Source organism: Campylobacter sp. 110, assembly GCF_002383965.1.
Lineage (GTDB): Bacteria > Campylobacterota > Campylobacteria > Campylobacterales > Campylobacteraceae > Campylobacter_D > Campylobacter_D coli.
In genome coordinates this window covers 1-18,784 of the sequence record NZ_NXBD01000019.1, presented here as the reverse complement: position 1 = coordinate 18,784, position 18,784 = coordinate 1, and the positions used below count along the sequence as shown (strand labels likewise).

The 18,784-nt window shown below is 30.1% G+C and carries 23 protein-coding genes; 13 read left to right on the top strand and 10 right to left on the bottom strand.

The window, feature by feature from the left end; translation table 11 throughout:
* Positions 1–2: 2 nt before the first annotated feature.
* Positions 3–698 (bottom strand): Bax inhibitor-1/YccA family protein, encoded by a 696-nt coding sequence (locus BGS43_RS02190; RefSeq protein WP_002777968.1) that lies wholly within the window; start codon positions 696–698, stop codon positions 3–5.
* Between the two features lie 158 nt (positions 699–856).
* On the opposite strand from BGS43_RS02190, the gene BGS43_RS02185 reads away from it, so the two are divergent.
* Together BGS43_RS02185 and BGS43_RS02180 are read left to right on the top strand one after the other, a co-directional pair.
* On the top strand, positions 857–1,492 hold the full coding sequence (locus tag BGS43_RS02185) for a carbonic anhydrase (RefSeq protein ID WP_025399282.1): 636 nt from the start codon (positions 857–859) through the stop codon (positions 1,490–1,492).
* A complete protein-coding gene (locus tag BGS43_RS02180) occupies positions 1,489–3,369 on the top strand; it encodes a mechanosensitive ion channel family protein (protein ID WP_057044996.1) in 1,881 nt (626 codons plus the stop codon). The genes BGS43_RS02185 and BGS43_RS02180 overlap by 4 nt, the downstream gene beginning before the upstream one ends.
* Before the next feature lie 38 nt (positions 3,370–3,407).
* Here BGS43_RS02180 and BGS43_RS02175 read toward each other — a convergent pair whose 3' ends face one another.
* The 3 genes from BGS43_RS02175 to BGS43_RS02165 all read right to left on the bottom strand — a co-directional run bounded on the left by BGS43_RS02175 (position 3,408) and on the right by BGS43_RS02165 (position 6,911).
* The gene (locus tag BGS43_RS02175) at positions 3,408–4,379 is read right to left on the bottom strand and encodes an iron-sulfur cluster assembly scaffold protein NifU (RefSeq protein WP_025399280.1); all 972 of its coding nucleotides are present in this window, start codon (positions 4,377–4,379) and stop codon (positions 3,408–3,410) included.
* Between the two features lie 9 nt (positions 4,380–4,388).
* Entirely contained in the window at positions 4,389–5,570 is a 1,182-nt protein-coding gene (locus BGS43_RS02170) for a NifS family cysteine desulfurase (protein ID WP_096568635.1), read from the bottom strand.
* Between the two features lie 174 nt (positions 5,571–5,744).
* Positions 5,745–6,911: a hypothetical protein gene (locus BGS43_RS02165; protein WP_002825740.1), complete on the bottom strand. Its 1,167-nt coding sequence runs from the start codon at positions 6,909–6,911 to the stop codon at positions 5,745–5,747.
* 154 nt (positions 6,912–7,065) lie between these two features.
* On the opposite strand from BGS43_RS02165, the gene rpmI reads away from it, so the two are divergent.
* From rpmI to cheQ, 4 genes are all read left to right on the top strand, one after another.
* On the top strand, positions 7,066–7,257 hold the full coding sequence (gene rpmI, locus BGS43_RS02160) for a 50S ribosomal protein L35 (protein WP_002777995.1): 192 nt from the start codon (positions 7,066–7,068) through the stop codon (positions 7,255–7,257).
* Between the two features lie 93 nt (positions 7,258–7,350).
* Positions 7,351–7,704 carry a 50S ribosomal protein L20 gene (rplT, locus tag BGS43_RS02155; RefSeq protein ID WP_002825744.1) on the top strand — a complete coding sequence of 118 codons (354 nt, stop codon included), beginning with the start codon at positions 7,351–7,353 and terminating at the stop codon, positions 7,702–7,704.
* A gap of 286 nt (positions 7,705–7,990) precedes the next feature.
* Positions 7,991–8,854 carry an HDOD domain-containing protein gene (locus BGS43_RS02150; protein ID WP_096568632.1) on the top strand — a complete coding sequence of 288 codons (864 nt, stop codon included), beginning with the start codon at positions 7,991–7,993 and terminating at the stop codon, positions 8,852–8,854.
* A gap of 21 nt (positions 8,855–8,875) precedes the next feature.
* Positions 8,876–9,352, top strand: coding sequence for a cheVAW transcriptional regulator CheQ (cheQ, locus tag BGS43_RS02145; protein ID WP_002825892.1), 477 nt, complete (start codon positions 8,876–8,878; stop codon positions 9,350–9,352).
* Here the strand turns inward: cheQ and BGS43_RS02140 are convergent.
* Positions 9,321–10,631: an MFS transporter gene (locus tag BGS43_RS02140; protein WP_002825893.1), complete on the bottom strand. Its 1,311-nt coding sequence runs from the start codon at positions 10,629–10,631 to the stop codon at positions 9,321–9,323. The genes cheQ and BGS43_RS02140 overlap by 32 nt on opposite strands.
* A 2-nt stretch (positions 10,632–10,633) precedes the next feature.
* A complete protein-coding gene (locus BGS43_RS02135) occupies positions 10,634–10,786 on the bottom strand; it encodes a highly acidic protein (protein WP_096568629.1) in 153 nt (50 codons plus the stop codon).
* 94 nt (positions 10,787–10,880) lie between these two features.
* On the opposite strand from BGS43_RS02135, the gene moaC reads away from it, so the two are divergent.
* The 3 genes from moaC to BGS43_RS02120 are packed head-to-tail and all read left to right on the top strand — an operon-like array spanning position 10,881 to position 12,749.
* Positions 10,881–11,354: a cyclic pyranopterin monophosphate synthase MoaC gene (moaC, locus tag BGS43_RS02130; protein ID WP_002825894.1), complete on the top strand. Its 474-nt coding sequence runs from the start codon at positions 10,881–10,883 to the stop codon at positions 11,352–11,354.
* Positions 11,332–11,595, top strand: coding sequence for an HP0495 family protein (locus BGS43_RS02125; RefSeq protein WP_002778007.1), 264 nt, complete (start codon positions 11,332–11,334; stop codon positions 11,593–11,595). The genes moaC and BGS43_RS02125 overlap by 23 nt, the downstream gene beginning before the upstream one ends.
* 17 nt (positions 11,596–11,612) lie before the next feature.
* A complete protein-coding gene (locus BGS43_RS02120) occupies positions 11,613–12,749 on the top strand; it encodes a hypothetical protein (RefSeq protein ID WP_025399278.1) in 1,137 nt (378 codons plus the stop codon).
* Positions 12,750–12,767: 18 nt separating this feature from the next.
* On the opposite strand, the gene BGS43_RS02115 is transcribed toward BGS43_RS02120, so the two are convergent.
* A complete protein-coding gene (locus BGS43_RS02115; protein ID WP_002825898.1) occupies positions 12,768–13,526 on the bottom strand; it encodes an exodeoxyribonuclease III in 759 nt (252 codons plus the stop codon).
* A 115-nt stretch (positions 13,527–13,641) separates the two neighbouring features.
* Between BGS43_RS02115 and BGS43_RS02110 the strand changes: the two genes are divergently transcribed.
* The 4 genes from BGS43_RS02110 to pyrC all read left to right on the top strand — a co-directional run bounded on the left by BGS43_RS02110 (position 13,642) and on the right by pyrC (position 16,884).
* The gene (locus BGS43_RS02110; RefSeq protein WP_096568626.1) at positions 13,642–15,192 is read left to right on the top strand and encodes a phosphoethanolamine transferase; all 1,551 of its coding nucleotides are present in this window, start codon (positions 13,642–13,644) and stop codon (positions 15,190–15,192) included.
* The gene (locus tag BGS43_RS02105; RefSeq protein WP_002825901.1) at positions 15,189–15,545 is read left to right on the top strand and encodes a diacylglycerol kinase; all 357 of its coding nucleotides are present in this window, start codon (positions 15,189–15,191) and stop codon (positions 15,543–15,545) included. The genes BGS43_RS02110 and BGS43_RS02105 overlap by 4 nt, the downstream gene beginning before the upstream one ends.
* Positions 15,536–15,778, top strand: a complete 243-nt coding sequence (locus BGS43_RS02100) for a replication/maintenance protein RepL (protein ID WP_060786128.1) — start codon at positions 15,536–15,538, stop codon at positions 15,776–15,778. Before BGS43_RS02105 ends, BGS43_RS02100 begins: the two co-directional genes overlap by 10 nt.
* A 101-nt stretch (positions 15,779–15,879) precedes the next feature.
* Positions 15,880–16,884 (top strand): dihydroorotase, encoded by a 1,005-nt coding sequence (pyrC, locus tag BGS43_RS02095; RefSeq protein WP_042962368.1) that lies wholly within the window; start codon positions 15,880–15,882, stop codon positions 16,882–16,884.
* Positions 16,885–16,924: 40 nt separating this feature from the next.
* On the opposite strand, the gene BGS43_RS02090 is transcribed toward pyrC, so the two are convergent.
* From BGS43_RS02090 to BGS43_RS02080, 3 genes are all read right to left on the bottom strand, one after another.
* Positions 16,925–17,299 (bottom strand): TM2 domain-containing protein, encoded by a 375-nt coding sequence (locus BGS43_RS02090; RefSeq protein WP_057045000.1) that lies wholly within the window; start codon positions 17,297–17,299, stop codon positions 16,925–16,927.
* Positions 17,300–17,448: 149 nt separating this feature from the next.
* Positions 17,449–18,159 carry a class I SAM-dependent methyltransferase gene (locus BGS43_RS02085; protein ID WP_002790595.1) on the bottom strand — a complete coding sequence of 237 codons (711 nt, stop codon included), beginning with the start codon at positions 18,157–18,159 and terminating at the stop codon, positions 17,449–17,451.
* A 118-nt stretch (positions 18,160–18,277) separates the two neighbouring features.
* The coding region (locus BGS43_RS02080) for a methyl-accepting chemotaxis protein (RefSeq protein ID WP_228761795.1) at positions 18,278–18,784 on the bottom strand (507 nt) is incomplete at its 5' end.

The following is an 18,784-nucleotide window of genomic DNA, read 5'->3' as shown; positions in this document are numbered from 1 at the left end:
AATTATCTGCTATTGAAACTTCTTAGGATATTAAGTAAAGATACAAAAAGGTTTACAAAATCAAGATAAAGCGCTACAGCACCTTCAATTGGAGTTTCATAGTTTCCGCGAATAATATTTTGTGTATCATAAAGAATATAAAATGAAAATAAAATCGCTGCTACGGCTGAAATAGCTAAATTTAATAAACTGCTTTGGAAGAAGATATTAAGCAAAGAAGCCGCTACAACCACGATTAAAACTATAAATAAAGCTTTACCCATTAGTGTGAAATCCTTTTTGGTATTCATAGCAAAAATACTAAGCGCTGCAAAAGCTACTGTTGTTAGAGCAAAAGCTTGAGCGATGATTACTCCACCTGCTGGTAGGGCAAGAACAGAAATGAGTAATGGCGTTAGGGTTAAGCCTGAACAAAAAGTAAAACCAAAAAGTAAAATTAAATTCAATGGAGCTTCGCGTTTTTTAAACTGCAAGGCAATCAAAAGTCCTATTTCAACAGCAAAAAGTATCCAAAAGGTTACTTGTGATTGTATAAAAAATGCCGCTAAAGCATAAATTCCTACATATGCACCAACAGTTGCTGCTAAAAGAGAAGCCGCAAAAAGTTGATAAGTTTGTTTAATAAAAATACCAAGTTCACTTGAACGAGTGTTTTCAAATTCTCTTGATCGTGAATAGTCTCTATCATAAAGACTCATATTCATCCTCCTTAAAAGATTTCGATTTTAACTTAAATCTTGAGCGAACTCTAGCATAAAAAATTTAATAAAGAGTTAATTTGCGAATGTTTGCTTGTAGGTGAAATTCTTTGCTGAAAATTTGTTATAATTTTAAGATTTTTCAATTAGGTTGATATATGGATAATCTTATTAGCGGTGCGATTAAGTTTATGCAAGAAGACTTTAAGGAGCATGAAGAACTTTTTGAAAGTCTTAAAAATAAGCAAAATCCTCATACTCTTTTCATAGGTTGTTCTGATTCTAGAGTGATCCCCAATTTAATCACCAATACAGGCCCAGGTGAGCTTTTTGTGATACGAAATATTGCAAATATTGTCCCACCTTATCGCGTGGGTCAGGATTATTTAGCGACTACTTCAGCAATAGAATATGCTTTAAATTCTTTACGCATTAAGAATATCGTTGTATGTGGGCATAGTAATTGTGGTGGTTGTAATGCATTATACTATTCTGATGAAGAGTTAAATAAAATTCCTAACGTGAAAAAATGGCTTACTATGTTAGATCCGATAAAAAAAGATGTGATGATTTTTGCAAGAGACGATTTGGCTATGCGTTCATGGCTTACAGAAAAATTAAATTTAGTAAATTCTTTGCAAAATATACTTACTTATCCAGGCGTGCAAGAAGCTTTAGATGAAGGAAAAATAGAAGTACATGCTTGGTATTATATCATCGAAACGGGTGAAATATATGAGTATGATTTTAAGGCTAAAATTTTTAAATTAATTCAAAATAGGAAAACGCAATGAAAAAAATAATCATTTTGTTTCTTTTAGGTATTTCATGTCTTTGGGGGGATGAATTTCGTCTTATAGATACTAATGCAAGTGCGCAAGATAAGAGTGTTTATAGTTTGGTGCAAAAATATATCGATTTAAATCACCAAATTAAAGAATTTAAAAAAAATAATGATGAAAATTCAAGTTCCTATGATGGAATTTTAAGTGAATTTGAAAAAGATAAAAAGTCTATTCTTTCTAAAATGCCCGATATGATAGTAAAGCAACAAATCAATGAAAAAGCAGTAGAAAGCTTTTTAAAAACAAGGCAAAATTTGTTAGATTTACAAAAGAAGAGCATAAATAAACCTTATGTTTATGTAGATACAACCTTAAATATTATGTATTTAGATGTTGTTAAAAGTTTTTATTCGTCTTTATTTGAGCTTGAAAGACTTTTTAAAAATGCAGCAAATAGTGAAAGTATAATCTCTACGGTCGATAAGGCAATGGAAAATTTGCAAAATTCAACCAATATAGATCTTAGTATTTATAAAGCTAAAATCAATAATCCATCTGAATTAGAGAAAATTTCCAATAAAGAAGAAATGATTTTTAATGCTGTGGATGCTTATGTAGAAATTTTAAAATATTTGCGTGCGAATGCAGACTTGTTAGAAAGTAATTATATTTTTTCTTTGCTTGAACTTCAAGTATGGATAGATCGTATCAATGAAATAGCCAATATTGATTTTATAAATACGGGTAAGATAGTTATTTCGATTTTAGTTTTAGTTTTTTTTATGTCTTTAAGACGCTTTTTTTCAAATATAGTTTATTTTATCCTCGTTCGTTTAGTTTATCGCAATAAAAGCGATGCAGATGATATTAAGGTTATTTTTATAGACAATATTAAAAAACCTGTGGGTTTTTTGCTTATTTGTTACGCCATTTCACTTTGTCTTACAATAGCAACTTATCCTGCTCCTTTAAGTATTAATTTAAGTAATCTTTTCCACATAGTTTATGTTGTTTTAATCGCTTGGTTGATTTTAAGGATACTTGATGGTTATGGCGTGGTATTGGTTTCTAAACTTGCTCAAAAAAGTGGAAAAAAAGAAGTTGTCAATTTAATTATTAAAATTTTATATTTTGTCATTATTATTATAGCTTTATTATATATTCTTGCTCAACTTGGTTTTAATATTTCGGCTATTATTGCATCTTTGGGAATTGGTGGTTTAGCTGTTGCTTTAGCGGCGAAAGATATCATTGCAAATTTCTTTGCTTCTATACTCTTACTTTTTGATAATAGCTTTAATCAAGGAGATTGGGTAGAGGTTTCAGGCATAGAAGGAACAGTGGTTGAAACAGGACTTAGAAAAACTACTATTAGAACTTTTGATAATTGTCTTGTATTTTTACCAAATTCAACTATTATGGGAGCTAATATCAAAAATTGGAGTAAAAGACGCATGGGTCGCCATGTTAGAATGTATTTGGGTGTTGGTTATGATGCTACTCCTGAAAAACTAGAACAATGCGTAAAAGATCTAAGAGAATTTTTGCATACAAGTGATTTAGTAGCTCACGATGAGGATAGCGCATTAAAATATGGCGATCATACAACAAAATATCGTCAAAATTTAGTTTCTATCAATGATCTTGAGGGTTATAAGAATGCTTGTTATGTGGCTTTAAGTGAATTTGCAGATAGTAGTATTAATATAGAGCTTTATTTTTATACCAAAGAAATAGGCGGAAAAGATTTTAGAGAAGCTAGACAAAGTTTAATGCTTGAGTTTATGCGTATAATTGAAAAAAATGGTTTAACTTTTGCTTTCCCAAGTCGCAGTATTTATATAGAAAATTTACCCCCGCTTGATTTAAAGCCTAAAATAGGATAAAAGATGAATAGTAAGAAATACTCTTACTATTCTAAATATCAAACTGGCATAACGCGAATATTTGGGCTTAGTTCTTCTTGCAAGATAGTTTCAATAGCATAAAGTGTTGCGCCACTTCCACTAGAACAACCGCTGCAAGCACCAAGATAACGAATATAAACATCAATTGCTGCACCTTCGGCCTTTTGTATATCAATTACTTCCAAATCTCCACCATCATTATGGAGCATAGGACGAATTTCTGCATCTAAAACAGCTTCTACTGCTTTTAATTGACCCACTAAAGTCATTTCATCAAATGCTACATCACTTTTCACAGCATTTTTAAGTTTCTCTCTATCCATTTCAGCCCTTGTTTCAGCTAAAATATCAACCAGATAGTATTCTCTTTTTTCATGTCCTCCTGGTTTTACACAGGATTTACAAAAAGCACCTGCTTTGGTGTATTGAGTGATTTCTTCTACAGTGTGTAAATCATTGAGTTTGATCACTTCTTTAATAGTGCCAAGACTTACTCTAGCACACTCACAAACTATGATTTGATCTTCAAAATCTTCAGGACTTATGCCTTTATAATGTGCTGCTGCTTGTTTGATTACATCATAAGCCATAACCGAACAATGCATTTTTTGAGGCGGAACAGCTGGAGTTTCTGGATTATCACGCATAGCAAATTCCACATCTAAATTTGTGATTTTTACTGCTTCATCTACAGTTTTTCCTATACAAAGATCTACCATTGTATCACTACTTGCTATGGCAGTTCCACAGCCAAAACTTTTAAATTTAGCATCGATAATAGTATCTGTTTTTTCATCTACAAGCCAAAAAAGCCTTACTGCATCGCCACAGCTTTCTGCACCAAAATCAGCTACGATAAGTTTGGCATTTCTATTTTTAGCATCTTCTTCTGTAAATTCCCCCATATGTTGTGGATTATTCATTCTATCTTGAACTTTTTGTGAGTATTCATCCCAGATAGATCCACCAATTAAACTATTTTTTCCCATTTTTTATCCTTATTTGTAATTATTTGGATTATAAGCATAAGTACAAGAAATTGCTCTTAATCTCTGTGTTGCATTTTTAATTTGTTTTGCTGCATAATCAATTTCTTCTTCAGTATTAAAACGTGACAAAGAAAGCCTTAAAGCTGTATGCGCTAAGTCATTTTCAGCTCCGATAGCTTCCATAATAGGATTGCTTTCTAAAGCTTCACTTGCACAGGCTGAGCCCGTACTTGCAGCTATACCATTTTTATTTAAATCCCAAAGCATTGCTTCGCCTTCAACTCCTTTAATACTTGCTAAGATTGTATTAGGCACACGGTGTTCTCTTTTTCCAACCACTGTTGTATCAGGCAAGGCTAAAATTTGATCTTCTAGTTTATCTCTTAAACGGCGTATATGAGAATCTTCAAAATCAAGCATAGTGTTTGCAATACGCAAAGCTTCTGCCATAGCCACTATATAAGGTACATTTAAAGTTCCGCTTCTACGACCACCCATGTGTTCTCCGCCGTGTAAAAGTGGAGTAAGCTTAAGTCCTTTTTTTATAAAAAGTCCACCCACACCCTTTGGTCCATGAAATTTATGAGCTGAAAATGAAGCAAAATCAACTCCTGCTTGGTTTAAATTTACTTTGATTTTTCCTACTGCTTGGGTAGCATCTGTATGAAAAAGCGCTCCAAATTCATGAGCAATTTCTGCCATTTTTTGAATATCAAAAATCATTCCTGTTTCATTATTGGCCCACATTACGCTAACAAGTGCGGTTTTATCGCTGATTACATTTTGTAAATCTTGAGGAGTAGAAACTCCTTCTTCATTTACTGGAAGTTCTATAAGCTTTACACCTAAACTTTTTAAAAATTGAGCTGCTGCAGCTACTGCTGGATGTTCTACGCTAGAGATAATCACTTCATTGCGTTCTTTATCTAAAATATGATCAAAATATATACCCTTAAGCACCCAGTTGATACTCTCAGTAGCACAGGATGTTATAACTATATCATCTAAATCATTTGCGCCAAGTCCCGCATAAAGTTTATCCATAGCTTCTCTTAGGGCAGGATGAGTTGCGCTGCCCCATTGGTGAAGACTGTTTGGATTTCCATACATGTCTTTTAAAAATGGCAACATTAATTCGTATGTACTTGGATCAAGCATCGTTGTTGCATTATTATCTAAATATACTTTCACTTTAATTTCCTTAAATTTTAATTCGGATATTTTTTATCTTTTTATGAAAATGGATAATAACAGAAAAATATAAATTCTAGTTTAAAAATTATAGCAAAAATATGAATATTAAAGTAAAAAAATACAAAGAATTATGGATTAAAATTTGTATTTTTAAATATTTATAAAATTACTTTAAAGTAATACTGATAAATAAGAATTTAATATCTTATTTAAATTGGCTTGTTTTTGACGACGATCTAAGAAATTTTCTATAGAGCTAGAACGCATATTATTAGCATTATCTAGCTTTTCTAAATCTTTATTTTGGCTTTGATATTCTTCTTTAAGAGAGTTAAATTCGCTATGATTTTCATCAATATAAATTTGGAAGATAGAGCTTGAATTTGCAAATTCTCTTAAATCCATATCTTTTTGATAATTAACATATTGTTGAAAAAAAACTGAAAGCTTATCTTGAGAAGCGGTTTTTTTATCTACTCCATTCACATAAAGATATAGATCAAAGCTCATTTTTTGTTCGTTTTGTTGTTTGATATAGTCTTTTATATCCATTTCCCCTCTAAGGATTTTTTGAAAATTAGTATGAGCATTGAGATCCAAACTCGCAGGTTTCATAAAAAAATTAAGCTCGTTATCATTTTGTGTTTTGATATCATGATAAATAAAATTCATCAAAAGCCCTGATTTTGAAACTTCAGCATTTTTGGTTAGGTAAGGTTTTAAAATTTCATTAGATGAGGTATTGTTTAAAGCTCTATCGAAGTGAAAATTAGTAATTTTGTTATCTAGCATTAAAGTATTTAGGCTTAGAGTTTTGTTTAGCGTGGAGTTTAATTCTTCTTGATTGTTGTAAATTCTTGAAATTTTGCCTAAAAATTCCCCATTTTCAGTGGAAAATCCGGTAGCAAATTTTGAAATCATATCGCGACTTAAATTAGCATTATCATTTTCGCTAAATTCTAAATTGACAGACTTTAGCGAGCTATAATAGCTGTTTAAAAGATAGGGTAGGTCTATTTTGTTATAATTTAAAGTTGCATCTTGTCTTGTTAATTCTTTGGCTATATTTCTAACACTTTTGATGTTGATATTATAAGATCCGGGTATATTAGCGATTTTATTTAAGTCTTTTTCAAAAAAACCTCTCTCATCTATCCTAAAGCCAAATTCGCTTGCATAAGAAGTGGTGTTAAAAATATAATTTAAATTTTCTAAATTGTTTTCATTTTCTTCTAAATTTGAACCTTTCTTATCTTTGATTAAATTCAAAGCTTGGCTATTTTGCAAAGGATTAGATAAGGCCAAATTTTGATAAGGGTTTGCCGAATTTATAGTCATTTTAAAATCTTTCAAAAATATTGCTAGTTTTTTATAAGCAAAAGGTGTGCCAAGTTTTTTTAAATACAAAATTCAGTCAAAAATTAGCAAAAATTTGCTAGCATTTAGATTTTCTTTTTGAAAAAATTTAAAAATTTATCCGAAAGGAAAGCGTATGCCAAAGATGAAAAGCGTAAAAAGCGCAGTTAAACGCTTCAAAGTAGGTAAAAATAAAATCAAAAGAGGCTCTGCTTTTAGAAGCCATATTTTGACTAAGAAACCTGCAAAAAGAATGCGTGATCTTCGCACAGCTAAATATGTGCACAGCACTAATGTAAAAGCTGTAGAAAAAATGCTAGGAATTTAAGTTTTTGACATAAGTCATTCAAACTCTCCTTAAGTTGCTAAAAATTTAAGGGCAAGCTCCAAAATGGACGCCACTTTATGAAAGGAAATAAAAATGGCAAGAGTAAAAACAGGTGTTGTAAGACGCCGCAGACATAAAAAAGTTCTAAAATTAGCACGCGGTTTTTATAGCGGACGCCACAAACATTTTAGAAAAGCAAAAGAACAATTAGAAAGAAGTCTTGTTTATGCGTATCGTGATAGACGCCGCAAGAAAAGAGATTTTCGCCGTCTTTGGATTGTGCGTATCAATGCTGCTTGCAGATTAAATGATTTAAGTTATTCTAAATTTATTAATGGACTTAAAAAAGCAGGCATTGAGCTTGATAGAAAAATTCTAGCTGATTTAGCAATGAATGATGCTGCTGCTTTTGCAAAAATCGCAGAAGCTGCAAAAAAAGCGCTTTAATTTAATGAGTTAAGATTTAAATCTTAACTCATGATTGTCAATATAAACTGCATTTAAATTTTAAAATATAACTCATTAAAAACTAATTTTATTTAGGATTTATTAATAAAATCATAAAAATTATATGATAATAAAATTAAAATATCACTTATAAGCCATAGAGTTTTGTAACACAATAAGACCATTTTAGAAACTTTCTTGCATATATATTAAAAATCATCGTATAAGTAAATTAAAATTTAGTTATAATAATAGATTAATAAAAATTATAGCCCAAGGAAAATATATGGCAACTGATATGAATGAAATTTTACTCCGAAGTGTTGAAGTTTTACCTCCTTTGCCTGATACTATAAATAAACTAAGAAAATATATCAACGAATCGGGTTCTAATGTAAAAATTGATGAAATTGCTAATATTATTTCAAGTGATCCTTTAATGACTGCTAAGCTTTTACGCTTGGCTAATTCTCCCTTTTATGGTTTTTCAAGAGAAATCACCTCTTTGGCTCAAGTTGTCTCTCTTTTGGGTATAGGTAATATCGTTAATACTATCATGGCAGATTCAATTAGAGATAGTTTTAAAATCGATGTATCACCTTATGGATTAAGCACGACAGAATTTGTAAATAAATGCAGCGAGGAAACTTCTTTTATCATGGATTGGTTGGGCAATGAGGATAAAAAGCTATCGCATTTACTAGTGTCTTGTTCTATGCTTTTAAGACTTGGTATTGTAGTTTTTTCTAATTTTCTTATTCAAAATAAAAAAGATGCCGAGTTCTTGGCTAGATTGGAAAAAAATAATTTTAGTGATTTATCTATGGTAGAGAATGAATTTTTAGGTGTTGATCATATTTCATTCTTAGGATTTTTGCTTTATCGTTGGAAATTTGATGATATGCTAGTTGAAACTATTTGTTTTGCTCGCTCTCCGCACGCAGCTAGAAATGAGGTTAAAAAATCAGCTTACGCTCTTTCAGTTGTTGATCATCTTTTTACGCCTCATAATAATTTTTCTTCTTTTAATATCAAGGCTTCTATCGCTTTGATTAATGAGGCTCAAAGTCAAGGGATTGATTTTAATCTTGATAATTTTATTTCAAAACTTCCAAAAGAGGTTAAAGAAAACTTGATAAAAGAAGGCTAAAAAATTTGTTTTATTAAATAAATGAAAAGTATTATTTTACCACCTAATGAATTTTTAGACCATTATGTTTTAAACGCGGAATTTCATCGTTTAGCTGGAATTTCAAAAAATGCTTATAAATTTTGGAAAAAAGTAGAAATTGGTAGATATCAAGGGACTCGTATTATTTTTTTACACAAGAATTCCATTTTAGAAAAACATCGAGAAGTTTTAAAACAATGTAGTGATTTAAGTGGTTTTGTGCTAGCAAGTGCCTTTTGTTCTTTTACAGGATTAGCTCCATCGCATCTTGTAAAAAAAAATAATTCTTCAATCTATAAACTTTTAGATTTAAAAGAAATTCATGGTATTAAATTTGTAAATTTAAAAAAATTTTATGATTTTTTAGGGCTAAATTATCATCAGCATATTTACATAGAAAAATGCCATTTTTTTAGCCCCACGCCTTTTGAAAAGCGTATAAAAATCACTGAGAGTATGTGCGTTGGGTATTATTAAGATATCTAAAAATAAAAGCTGATAATAAAGCCAATAAAACGATTAAAAACATATAATAACCCAAAGAAAAACGCCACGTATTATCTAAATTTGCAAATGCAAATTTATGCAATAAAAGTGTAAGTTGAGGGGTTATACCTCCTGCAATGGCATAGGCGATATTGTAAGAAAAAGAAAGTCCTGAAAATTTAATCTTTGCTTCAAAAGTTTCATTCATTATTAAAGGACAAAAATTCATCACTCCACCAAAAAGACAAGCTAGTAAGTAAAAAATACTGACTAGAGTTATATCGGCATTTGTATTGTAAAGAAAGTGAAAATAAAACGCACAAGCTAAGCCAAAAAACAAGGAAAAAATAATACTAGATTTAAAAATACCTATTTTATCAGCTAAAATTCCACTTATAATACAACCCAAAGAAATAAAGAAAATTCCACCCATTTGTAAATAAGTTTGGAAATTGGTATCAAATTGTAAAATTTCTGCCATATATTTTGGGATAAATAAAATCATTACAATAATACAACCTGTTAAAACCCAAGTGATTAGCATAGAGATAAGAACACCTGCTTTTGCTCTTTTAAATACTTCTTTAAGTGGAAATTTTTCTAAAACATTTTCTTTTCTCATTTGCTCAAAAACAGGAGTTTCACTTAAAAATTTTCTAAGATATATTGAAATAAGTCCAAAAATTCCACCTAAAAAGAAAGGAACTCTCCAAGCCCATTCGTATAATTCTTCTTGAGTGTAAATTTTGTGCATCAATAAAAATACTATACTTCCAAGTAAAATTCCACCCACCACAGAAGCTGTTAAAAAGCCTATATAAGTTCTTCTTTGTCCTTGCGGTGAATGCTCATATACAAAAATCCAAGCACCGGGTAATTCTCCTCCTATGGAAATACCTTGAGCTATTCTTATAAGCATTAAAAATACTACACAAAGATAACCAATACTTTCATAAGAAGGGATAAAGGCCAGTGCAAAAGTTGGTATTACCATAAGCAAAATACTTAGCATAAACATTTTTTTGCGCCCAAATTTATCGCCAAAATGTGCCATCACTATACCGCCTAGCGGTCTTACTATATAAGCTGCTGCAAATATACCATAGGTATTAAAAAGTTGCCAAAAAGGGCTTAAATTTTCAGGGAAGAAGTTTTTTGAAATATAACTTGAAAAGAATGCAAAGATAATAAAATCATAAAATTCCAAGGTTCCACCTAAAGATGAAAGTCCTAGCGTTTTTATATCTTTTTTACTAAGAATTTTTCTCATTTTTAATCCATTTCATAAAAATCATCATCATTTGCTTCATCATCAAAGTCATAATCATCATCATCATAATTATAGGATTTGTGATGATTGTGAGCATACTTATCCTCTTCACCTTCATAATCATCAAATTCTAAATCTTCATCATCATAAGCCATTATTTACTCCTTGATAAACAAAATAAAATCTAATTTTAGCTTAAATTTGATTGCTTTTGCTATAATTTTTTATATTTTTTAAAAAAGGTTGATGATGGAATTGACTCATTTGGATGAAAACAACCGCCCTAAAATGGTAGATGTAAGCCAAAAAGATATAAGTAAAAGAGTGGCTACAGCAAGCGGTATGATCAGTATGAGCGAAGAAGCTTTTAAGGCTATAAAAAACAATACTGCAAAAAAAGGCCCCGTACTTCAAACCGCTGTTATAGCAGCTATCATGGGTGCTAAAAAAACCAGTGAAATTATCCCTATGTGCCATCCTTTGATGATTTCTAAGGTTGAGACAGATATAGTTGAATTTCCAAAAGATTATACTTTTAAACTTATAGTAACGGTAAAATGCGAGGGTAAAACAGGGGTAGAAATGGAAGCTTTAAGCGGCGTTAGCATAGGACTTTTAACTATCTATGATATGATTAAAGCCATCGATAAAACAATGAAAATAAGTGAAATTATACTTGAAAGCAAAGAAGGGGGTAAAAGTGGTAAATTTGTGCGATCTTAAACAAGAGCCTATTGTTAATTATCCTACTTTTTGGGATTATAAGGTGATTTTTGAAGCGCATGTTCATGCAGGAGCTTTGTTTGAAGAGCTTTTGGGACAAAGAGATTTTAAATACAAACATTCTAATGCAAGTTCTAGTGGAAAATATCAAAGTTTTTTACTCAGTGTTTATGTAGATAGCAAAAAGGATCGTTTGGATATTTTTGAAAAATTAAAAGCTAAAGCCAAATTTGTGCTTTAAGAAAGAAGGGGATTATAATGAAAAATACTTTGATTATATTTGAGAATTCTTTATCCAATCTCAAAAAAGATGAAGTGAAAGACTTGCTTGAGGATTTAAGTTTTAATCTTGCGTATAAGCAAATTTCACATAATCCTCATGAAACAAAAAAAGTTTTAAATTCTCTTTTGGTTGAGTTTTTAACCATTTTAAAAAAACTTGATTTTTTTGATGATGAAAATGTTACAAAGGTTATCAAAGCTTTGGTTAAGGCGAGTATTGTAGATGCTCAAAATTCGCTTTATGAGTATATTAGCGAAGCTGAATTATTAAACAAACAGATTGAAAATCAAAAGAATTTGATTAAAAATCAAATCAGCGATAATTTTTTTGAATTCGAGAATATTTTACAAGAATGTTCTTTTTGTGATGAATTTAGCGGTGGTTTAAATGATGCTATTTTATTTGATATAGAAATTCTTGGAATTTTAAAAGAAACCGCTGAAAGTGCTTTTTTAACTACATTAGAAAAGGCTGAAGATATAGAACTTACAAGTAGTGAAATAGCTAAAAATCTCGTATATAATGCCATTTGTGAAGCTCATTTTGAAAAAGAAAGAATTTTAAAAATTTCAAGTATTGTTTTAAATACCGCTTTTGAAATAGCTAATGAATCTATGGCTTATGCAAAAGATCTTTGTTTAGGCGTGATTAAAGGCACAAGGGATGGTATTGTTTTGGCAATGGAAAAATTTAAAACCACACTTGCTTACGCAAAATTCGAAGAAGATGTGAGTTTAAAAAGTAAAGAGTTAATAGGCATAGAAGATGATTTTATTGCACTTTTAAAAAGAGAAATCAAAGAGCAAAAAAATCCATCAAAGGATATAGTTGAAAATTTATTAGAGCATGAGCTTGATAATCTTTTTGCTAAATTTAAACGCCTTGCTGTTGAGAGTAGGGAGCAATTGCTTTTGGTTTTAAATGATATCAAGAAAAACCCAAAAATCAATGATTTTAATAGACTAACTCAAAGAAAACTGCATCGCTTTAAGCAAGAAATTCTTGAGCTTGAGAAAGCAGCAGGGGAAAAATACAAAGATTTAAATTCCAAAAAAGCTAAAAAGCTCGGTGTAAGACTTTGGGAAAAAGCAAAAAAATTCGTTAAAAAATAATATCCCATTTTTGGGATATTAAATATCTATTTCTATACCTACAGGTGCGTGATCAGAGCCAAAAATATCATCTCTTATGAAAGCGTTTTTAAGTTTATCTTTTAAACCCTTTGAAATGAAAAAATAATCAATCCTCCAGCCCACATTTCTTTCTCTTGCCTTCATTCTATAACTCCACCACGAGTATTTTTCTTTGATATCGCCATTGATCTCTCTAAAAGTATCAATAAAACCAAGCTTTAGCAAATCATCAATCCAAGCTCTTTCTATCGGTAAAAATCCCGAGGTATTGGCATTTGCCTTTGGATGGGTAAGATCGATTTCTTTGTGTGCGGTATTGACATCACCACAAATGATAATTTCAAAGCCATCCTTTAAAAGCTTATCCAAATACACTAAAAAATCTGCATAAAATTTCATCTTAAAGCTTAAACGCTCTTCATCTTTTTGTCCATTTGGAAAATAGATATTAAAAAGTGCTATGTTTTTAAAACGATGTTCTAAAACTCTGCCTTCTTCATCATCAAAAAATTCACATTTTTTAACTTCACTATCAAAATTGCAAAGGCTCATAACACCCGAGTATCCAGCCCTTTTGGCAGAATTAGAATACATATGCTTAAAAGGGTATTCATAAATTTTTTTAGGAAATTTATCTTCATGTGCTTTAATTTCTTGAAAACCTATAAAATCAATATTTTCTTTTATTATCCAATCAAGCGCATTTTTATCACAAATAGCTCTTAAGCCATTGACATTCCATGAAAGTAGTTTCATCAGTTAATCCTTAAATTTTTGAAATAAAAATAATATCATAATTAATAAAAAATATTACTAATGGTTAGTTTTTTCTTTCTAAACTTTGCTTTTTAGTTATTTTTAAGGGGAGAATATGTTTAAATTTAAACTTTCTTGGTTTGGATTTGTACTTTTTAATTCCATACTCATTACACTTTTAAATTTTAATCTACATTCATTTGTTTATGAAAAATTATCCCAAAATTTACTGCTTACTTTAGTTTTTATCGTAGCTTATTTTGGTTTGGTTCATATGATTTTTTCACTTATTTTTGTAAAATATTTAACTAAAATATTGTCTATATTTTTTATTTTATCATCCTGTACCAGTCTTTATTTTATCACTTTTTATGGAGTTTTAATTGATTCAGATATGATACAAAATGTTATGCAAACTGACATAAAAGAAGTGAAAGATTTGCTAAGTTGGCGTTTGGTTTTATTGGCTATTGTCGTCTTGCTTTTTTGTGTTTTTATTTTAAGAATTCGTATTGAAAATAATACAGAGCAAGGTTTCTTTAAAAAGATACGGGTTAGAGTTTTAAGTGCTTTGTTGGGTTGTTCTATCTTTTTAATCGCCTTTGTGCCTTTAAGTAAAACCTTTATACCTTTTTTTAGAACTTACAATGAAATAAGAATGTATAATGTTCCTTTTTATCCAATTTATGCTGTATATCGTTATTATGTGTGTTTTTTAAAACCAAAGTCCGAATTTAAAACCATAGGTGATGATGCTTTTAGGGAAAATAATAGCAGTAAAAAACTTTTAGTTTTAGTCGTAGGTGAAACTGCTAGAGCGGCGAATTATTCTCTTGGAGGATATACTAAAAATGATACCAATTTTTATACCAATAAAAATAATGTAGTATTTTTTGATAATTTTTCTTCATGCGGCACTGCTACAGCGGTGAGTCTGCCTTGTATGTTTTCTCTTTCAAAGCGTCAAAACTATTCAAGTAGTGAATATCAAGAAAATGTTATGGATATCTTGCAAAAAACAGGCGTAAAAGCTTCTTGGATAGATAATAATTCAGGTGGGTGTAAAGGGGTTTGCGATAGATTATCAGATAAACAGCAACTTTCTAGTGATTGGGATGAAAATTTGTTACCTTTTTTAAAAGAAAGATTAGATAGCTTAGATACTCAAAATATCATAGTTCTTCATTTACAAGGCTCTCATGGACCAGCTTATTATAAGCGTTATCCAAGCGAATTTAAAAAATTTATCCCAACTTGTGATACTAATGAACTTTCAAAATGTGATAGTGAAGCTTTAATCAATACTTATGACAATACTTTGCTTTATACGGATTATCTTTTAAGTGAGATTATCAAACTTTTAAAAGAAAAAAAAGATTATGAGAGTTCTTTAATATACCTTTCAGATCATGGAGAAAGTTTGGGTGAAAATGGAATTTATTTACACGGAATGCCTTATACTATAGCGCCGAGTTATCAAACCCACATCCCTGTTATTTTTTGGAGTAGTGATGAAAATTTAATGACCACAGCCCAAAATCACAAAAGCTTAAATCTTTCTCAAGATAATCTTTTTAGCACTCTTTTAGGATATTTTGATGTAAAAACAAGTGTTTATGAGCCAGAATATGATTTATTAAATCCTAAACTTAAGGCAAATCCATGAAGCTTAAATATCATTTTTTAAATAATGCAAGATATGCTTTAGAAGGGATTTTTGCTTTATTTAAAAATGAAATGGCGTTTAGAATTGAACTTTGTATTATTATCCCTGCGATAGTTTTTAGTTTTTTCTTAAAAGTTAGTTTTTTGGAGCATTTATTATTAGTAAGTGTTTTAATGCTTATTTTAATTATAGAGGCTTTAAATTCGGCTATTGAAGCTTGTGTGGATTTGATTACAAATGAATGGCATGAAAAGGCAAAAATTGCTAAAGATTGTGCGAGTACGGCAGTGTTTTTTAGTGTGTGTTTAGCACTTTTTATTTGGGGATTTATCTTAGGAAAATTATGGCTGTAAAAATTGAAAATTTAATGAGAGAAATTTTAGGTAAAAAACGCTTTGAACTACTTCAATTTCTATGTGAAAATGCGGATGAAAATGGTTTTGTGATGATAAAAATAAGCGAGCTTGAAGCACGATTAAACCAAAGCAAACCTACCATCATCGCCACTTTTAAATTTTTAGAAGAAAAAAAGCTTTTTAAAAAGTTGAAAAATGGATTTTATCAATTTTGCATCCCTTGTGATTAGAAAATAAATTTTTATTTTAAGTATTCTTTATCTTAGAACCACTTTTTATTATTATTTTTAGCTTTATAGGATAAAATTTGCTGATTGATTTAGGAGAAAAAATGACACTTAAAAACCCACTAGATATGCATTTGCATTTAAGAGATAAAAACATGCTAAGCTTGGTTGCACCTTTTAGTGCTAAAGATTTTCGTGCGGGTGTGATTATGCCAAATTTAGTTCCACCGCTTTGTGATTTAGAGAGTTTAAAATCTTATAAAACGCGTATAATAAATACTTGTGAAAATGAGAATTTCACTCCTTTAATGACTCTTTTTTTTAAAAATTATGATGAAAAATTTCTTGAAAGTGCCAAAGATGAAATTTTTGGTATCAAGCTTTATCCTGCGGGCATCACCACAAATTCAAAAGGTGGGGTTTCAAGCTTTGATATAGAGAATTTAAAACCCACTTTAAAAGCGATGAGTGATTTACAAATTCCACTTTTAGTGCATGGAGAAACCAATGATTTTGTGATGGATAGGGAAAGCAATTTTGCTAAAATCTATGAAAATTTAGCTAAAAATTTTCCGCGTCTTAAGATTGTTATGGAGCATATTACGACTCAAACCTTATGTGAACTTTTGAAAGATTATGAAAATTTATATGCAAGCATTACTTTACATCATTTAATCATCACTTTAGATGATGTTATCGGTGGAAAAATGCAGCCCCATCTTTTTTGCAAGCCTATAGCAAAGCATTATAAAGATAAAGAAGCGCTTTGTGAGCTTGCTTTTGGTGGATATGAAAAAGTGATGTTTGGAAGCGATAGTGCGCCACATTCTAAGCATGAAAAAGAATGTTGCGGTTGTGCAGCGGGTGTATTTAGTGCGAGTGTAGCACTTTGTGTTTTGGCTGATCTTTTTAGTAAAAATTCAAATGAAGCTAATTTACAAAGATTTATTTCGGATAATGCTTGTAAAGTGCATAATTTAACCTTTGAAAAAGAAAAAATCATTGTTTTAGAAAATCAAGAATGGCAAGTTCCAAACGAATATAAAAACGAAAGTGAAAAAGTAGTTCCTTTTATGGCAGGGGAAAGTTTAAAATTTAGAGTAAAATAAAAACTAGTTTTAAAACTAGTTTTTATCTAAGTTGCTATTTTCATAATACAGCTAAGATTTTATTGAGATTGTCTTTTTTGATGCCTTTCCATACTAAAAACCAATCCATAATGCACCATATCCATAAAACGAATAAAATTAAACCACCGATATAAATCCAAATGGTAACAACACCTACTAACCAAGTTATAAGTTTAGCAATACCCAAACCTATATCACCCTTATAAAAACGATCAATTCCAAAGGCACCTAAAAACAGACCTAAGATCAAACCTATAATATGACTTTTAAAAGGTAAGATAGCAAGAGAGTTGATTTTATCTTCACTTGCATTTTTAAGCTTATCTTGCACAAGGGGCAAGCTATTGGATGGAATTTTGTCTGAAATCATCATCAATACAGTATTTATATCCATAAAATCTCCTATAATATTAGAAAAAAATAATAACTAAAATAATCTAAAATTACTTTTAAGTTTAATTTTATAAAATGAGCATTTTGATAAAAATATTTCAGTATTACAAGATTATATATCTACCTTAAGATAGAATTTTATCTCAAGGATTAAAAAACCAAAAGTTTGATTTTTGATTGTATGGTTTCTTTGATATCGCCTTTCACAAAAGTTTCTAAATCTTGCTTAGAAGCTTTAACTCCATTCATATTTAAATGCCACAAGGCATTTTCTATGGCTTCATCTTTTTTTCTTTCTGCTATGCGTGTTTCATCAAAGATAAATTTATGAAATTTCACATTATTTTCTAACAAATAACTTTCCAAATCTTGTTTATAAATACCCTTAAATTCTGTATTAAAATGTTTAAATATAGGATCTAAAAAATCACTCTTTCTATAATCGGCCCAGCCAAGATAAATTCGAATTTTAGCCAATCGCATAAAGTTTAAATAGTCTTTTTTATCTTGCAAAGCAGGGGACATACTTAAAAATGCTATGTCAAATTGAGCGTTTTGATTTTTATTTATCCATTCTGTAAAAGTGCAATTTTCGTATTTGATATTTGTTGGTTGGAGCTTGTTAGCATCTTCTTTTAAAATTTCTAACATAGCTTTTGCATTATCAAGAGCAGTGATTTCTTTTGCATTTTGTGCTAAGTGTAAAGTCCATACTCCTGTGCCACATCCTATATCTATAATCTTTTTATCTTTAAAGCTTATATTTAGTTTTTCTAATTCTTTAAAACTTTGCTCTTGTATGGAATTGAGTTTTTGATTGTATCTTGCGTAGCTCTTAGCTTTTTTATCCCAAAGATTCATTAATAGTCCTTATTTTTAAATTAATAAAATCATAGCATAAAAAATACTAAATTATTAAATTATCTATTTGTAAATTCTACTAACACCTAGTTCAAACTAGGTGTTAGTGAACAATCAATCAAAACCTTTTCTTTTTCACATCTTCAAGTATGCTATTAGCTATATCACTTACAGTATTAGAAATAATAGCAGATTCATTAGCAATCTCTACATTATCCTTAGTGGTTTGATCAATTTGAGCTACACTCTCATTGATTTGAGTGATACCTGCAGTTTGCTCTTTAATAGATTCTGCCATATCATTGATAGATTGAACCAATAAATTAGTATTAGCTTCTATTTCAGATAAAGACTTTTGAGTTCTCTCAGCTAACTTTCTAACTTCATCTGCAACAACTGCAAAGCCTCTACCATGTTCTCCAGCACGTGCAGCTTCAATAGCAGCATTTAAAGCTAAAAGATTGATTTGATCTGCAATATCACCTATAATACCTGTAACATTTTTAATCTCTTCAGATTGAGTGATAACATCACTAGTTTTAACTGAAACATTTTGCATAGAAGAAGTGATCTCTTCTAAAGCTGCTGCAGTTTCTTCTAAAGAAGCTGCTTGAGAATTAGAAGA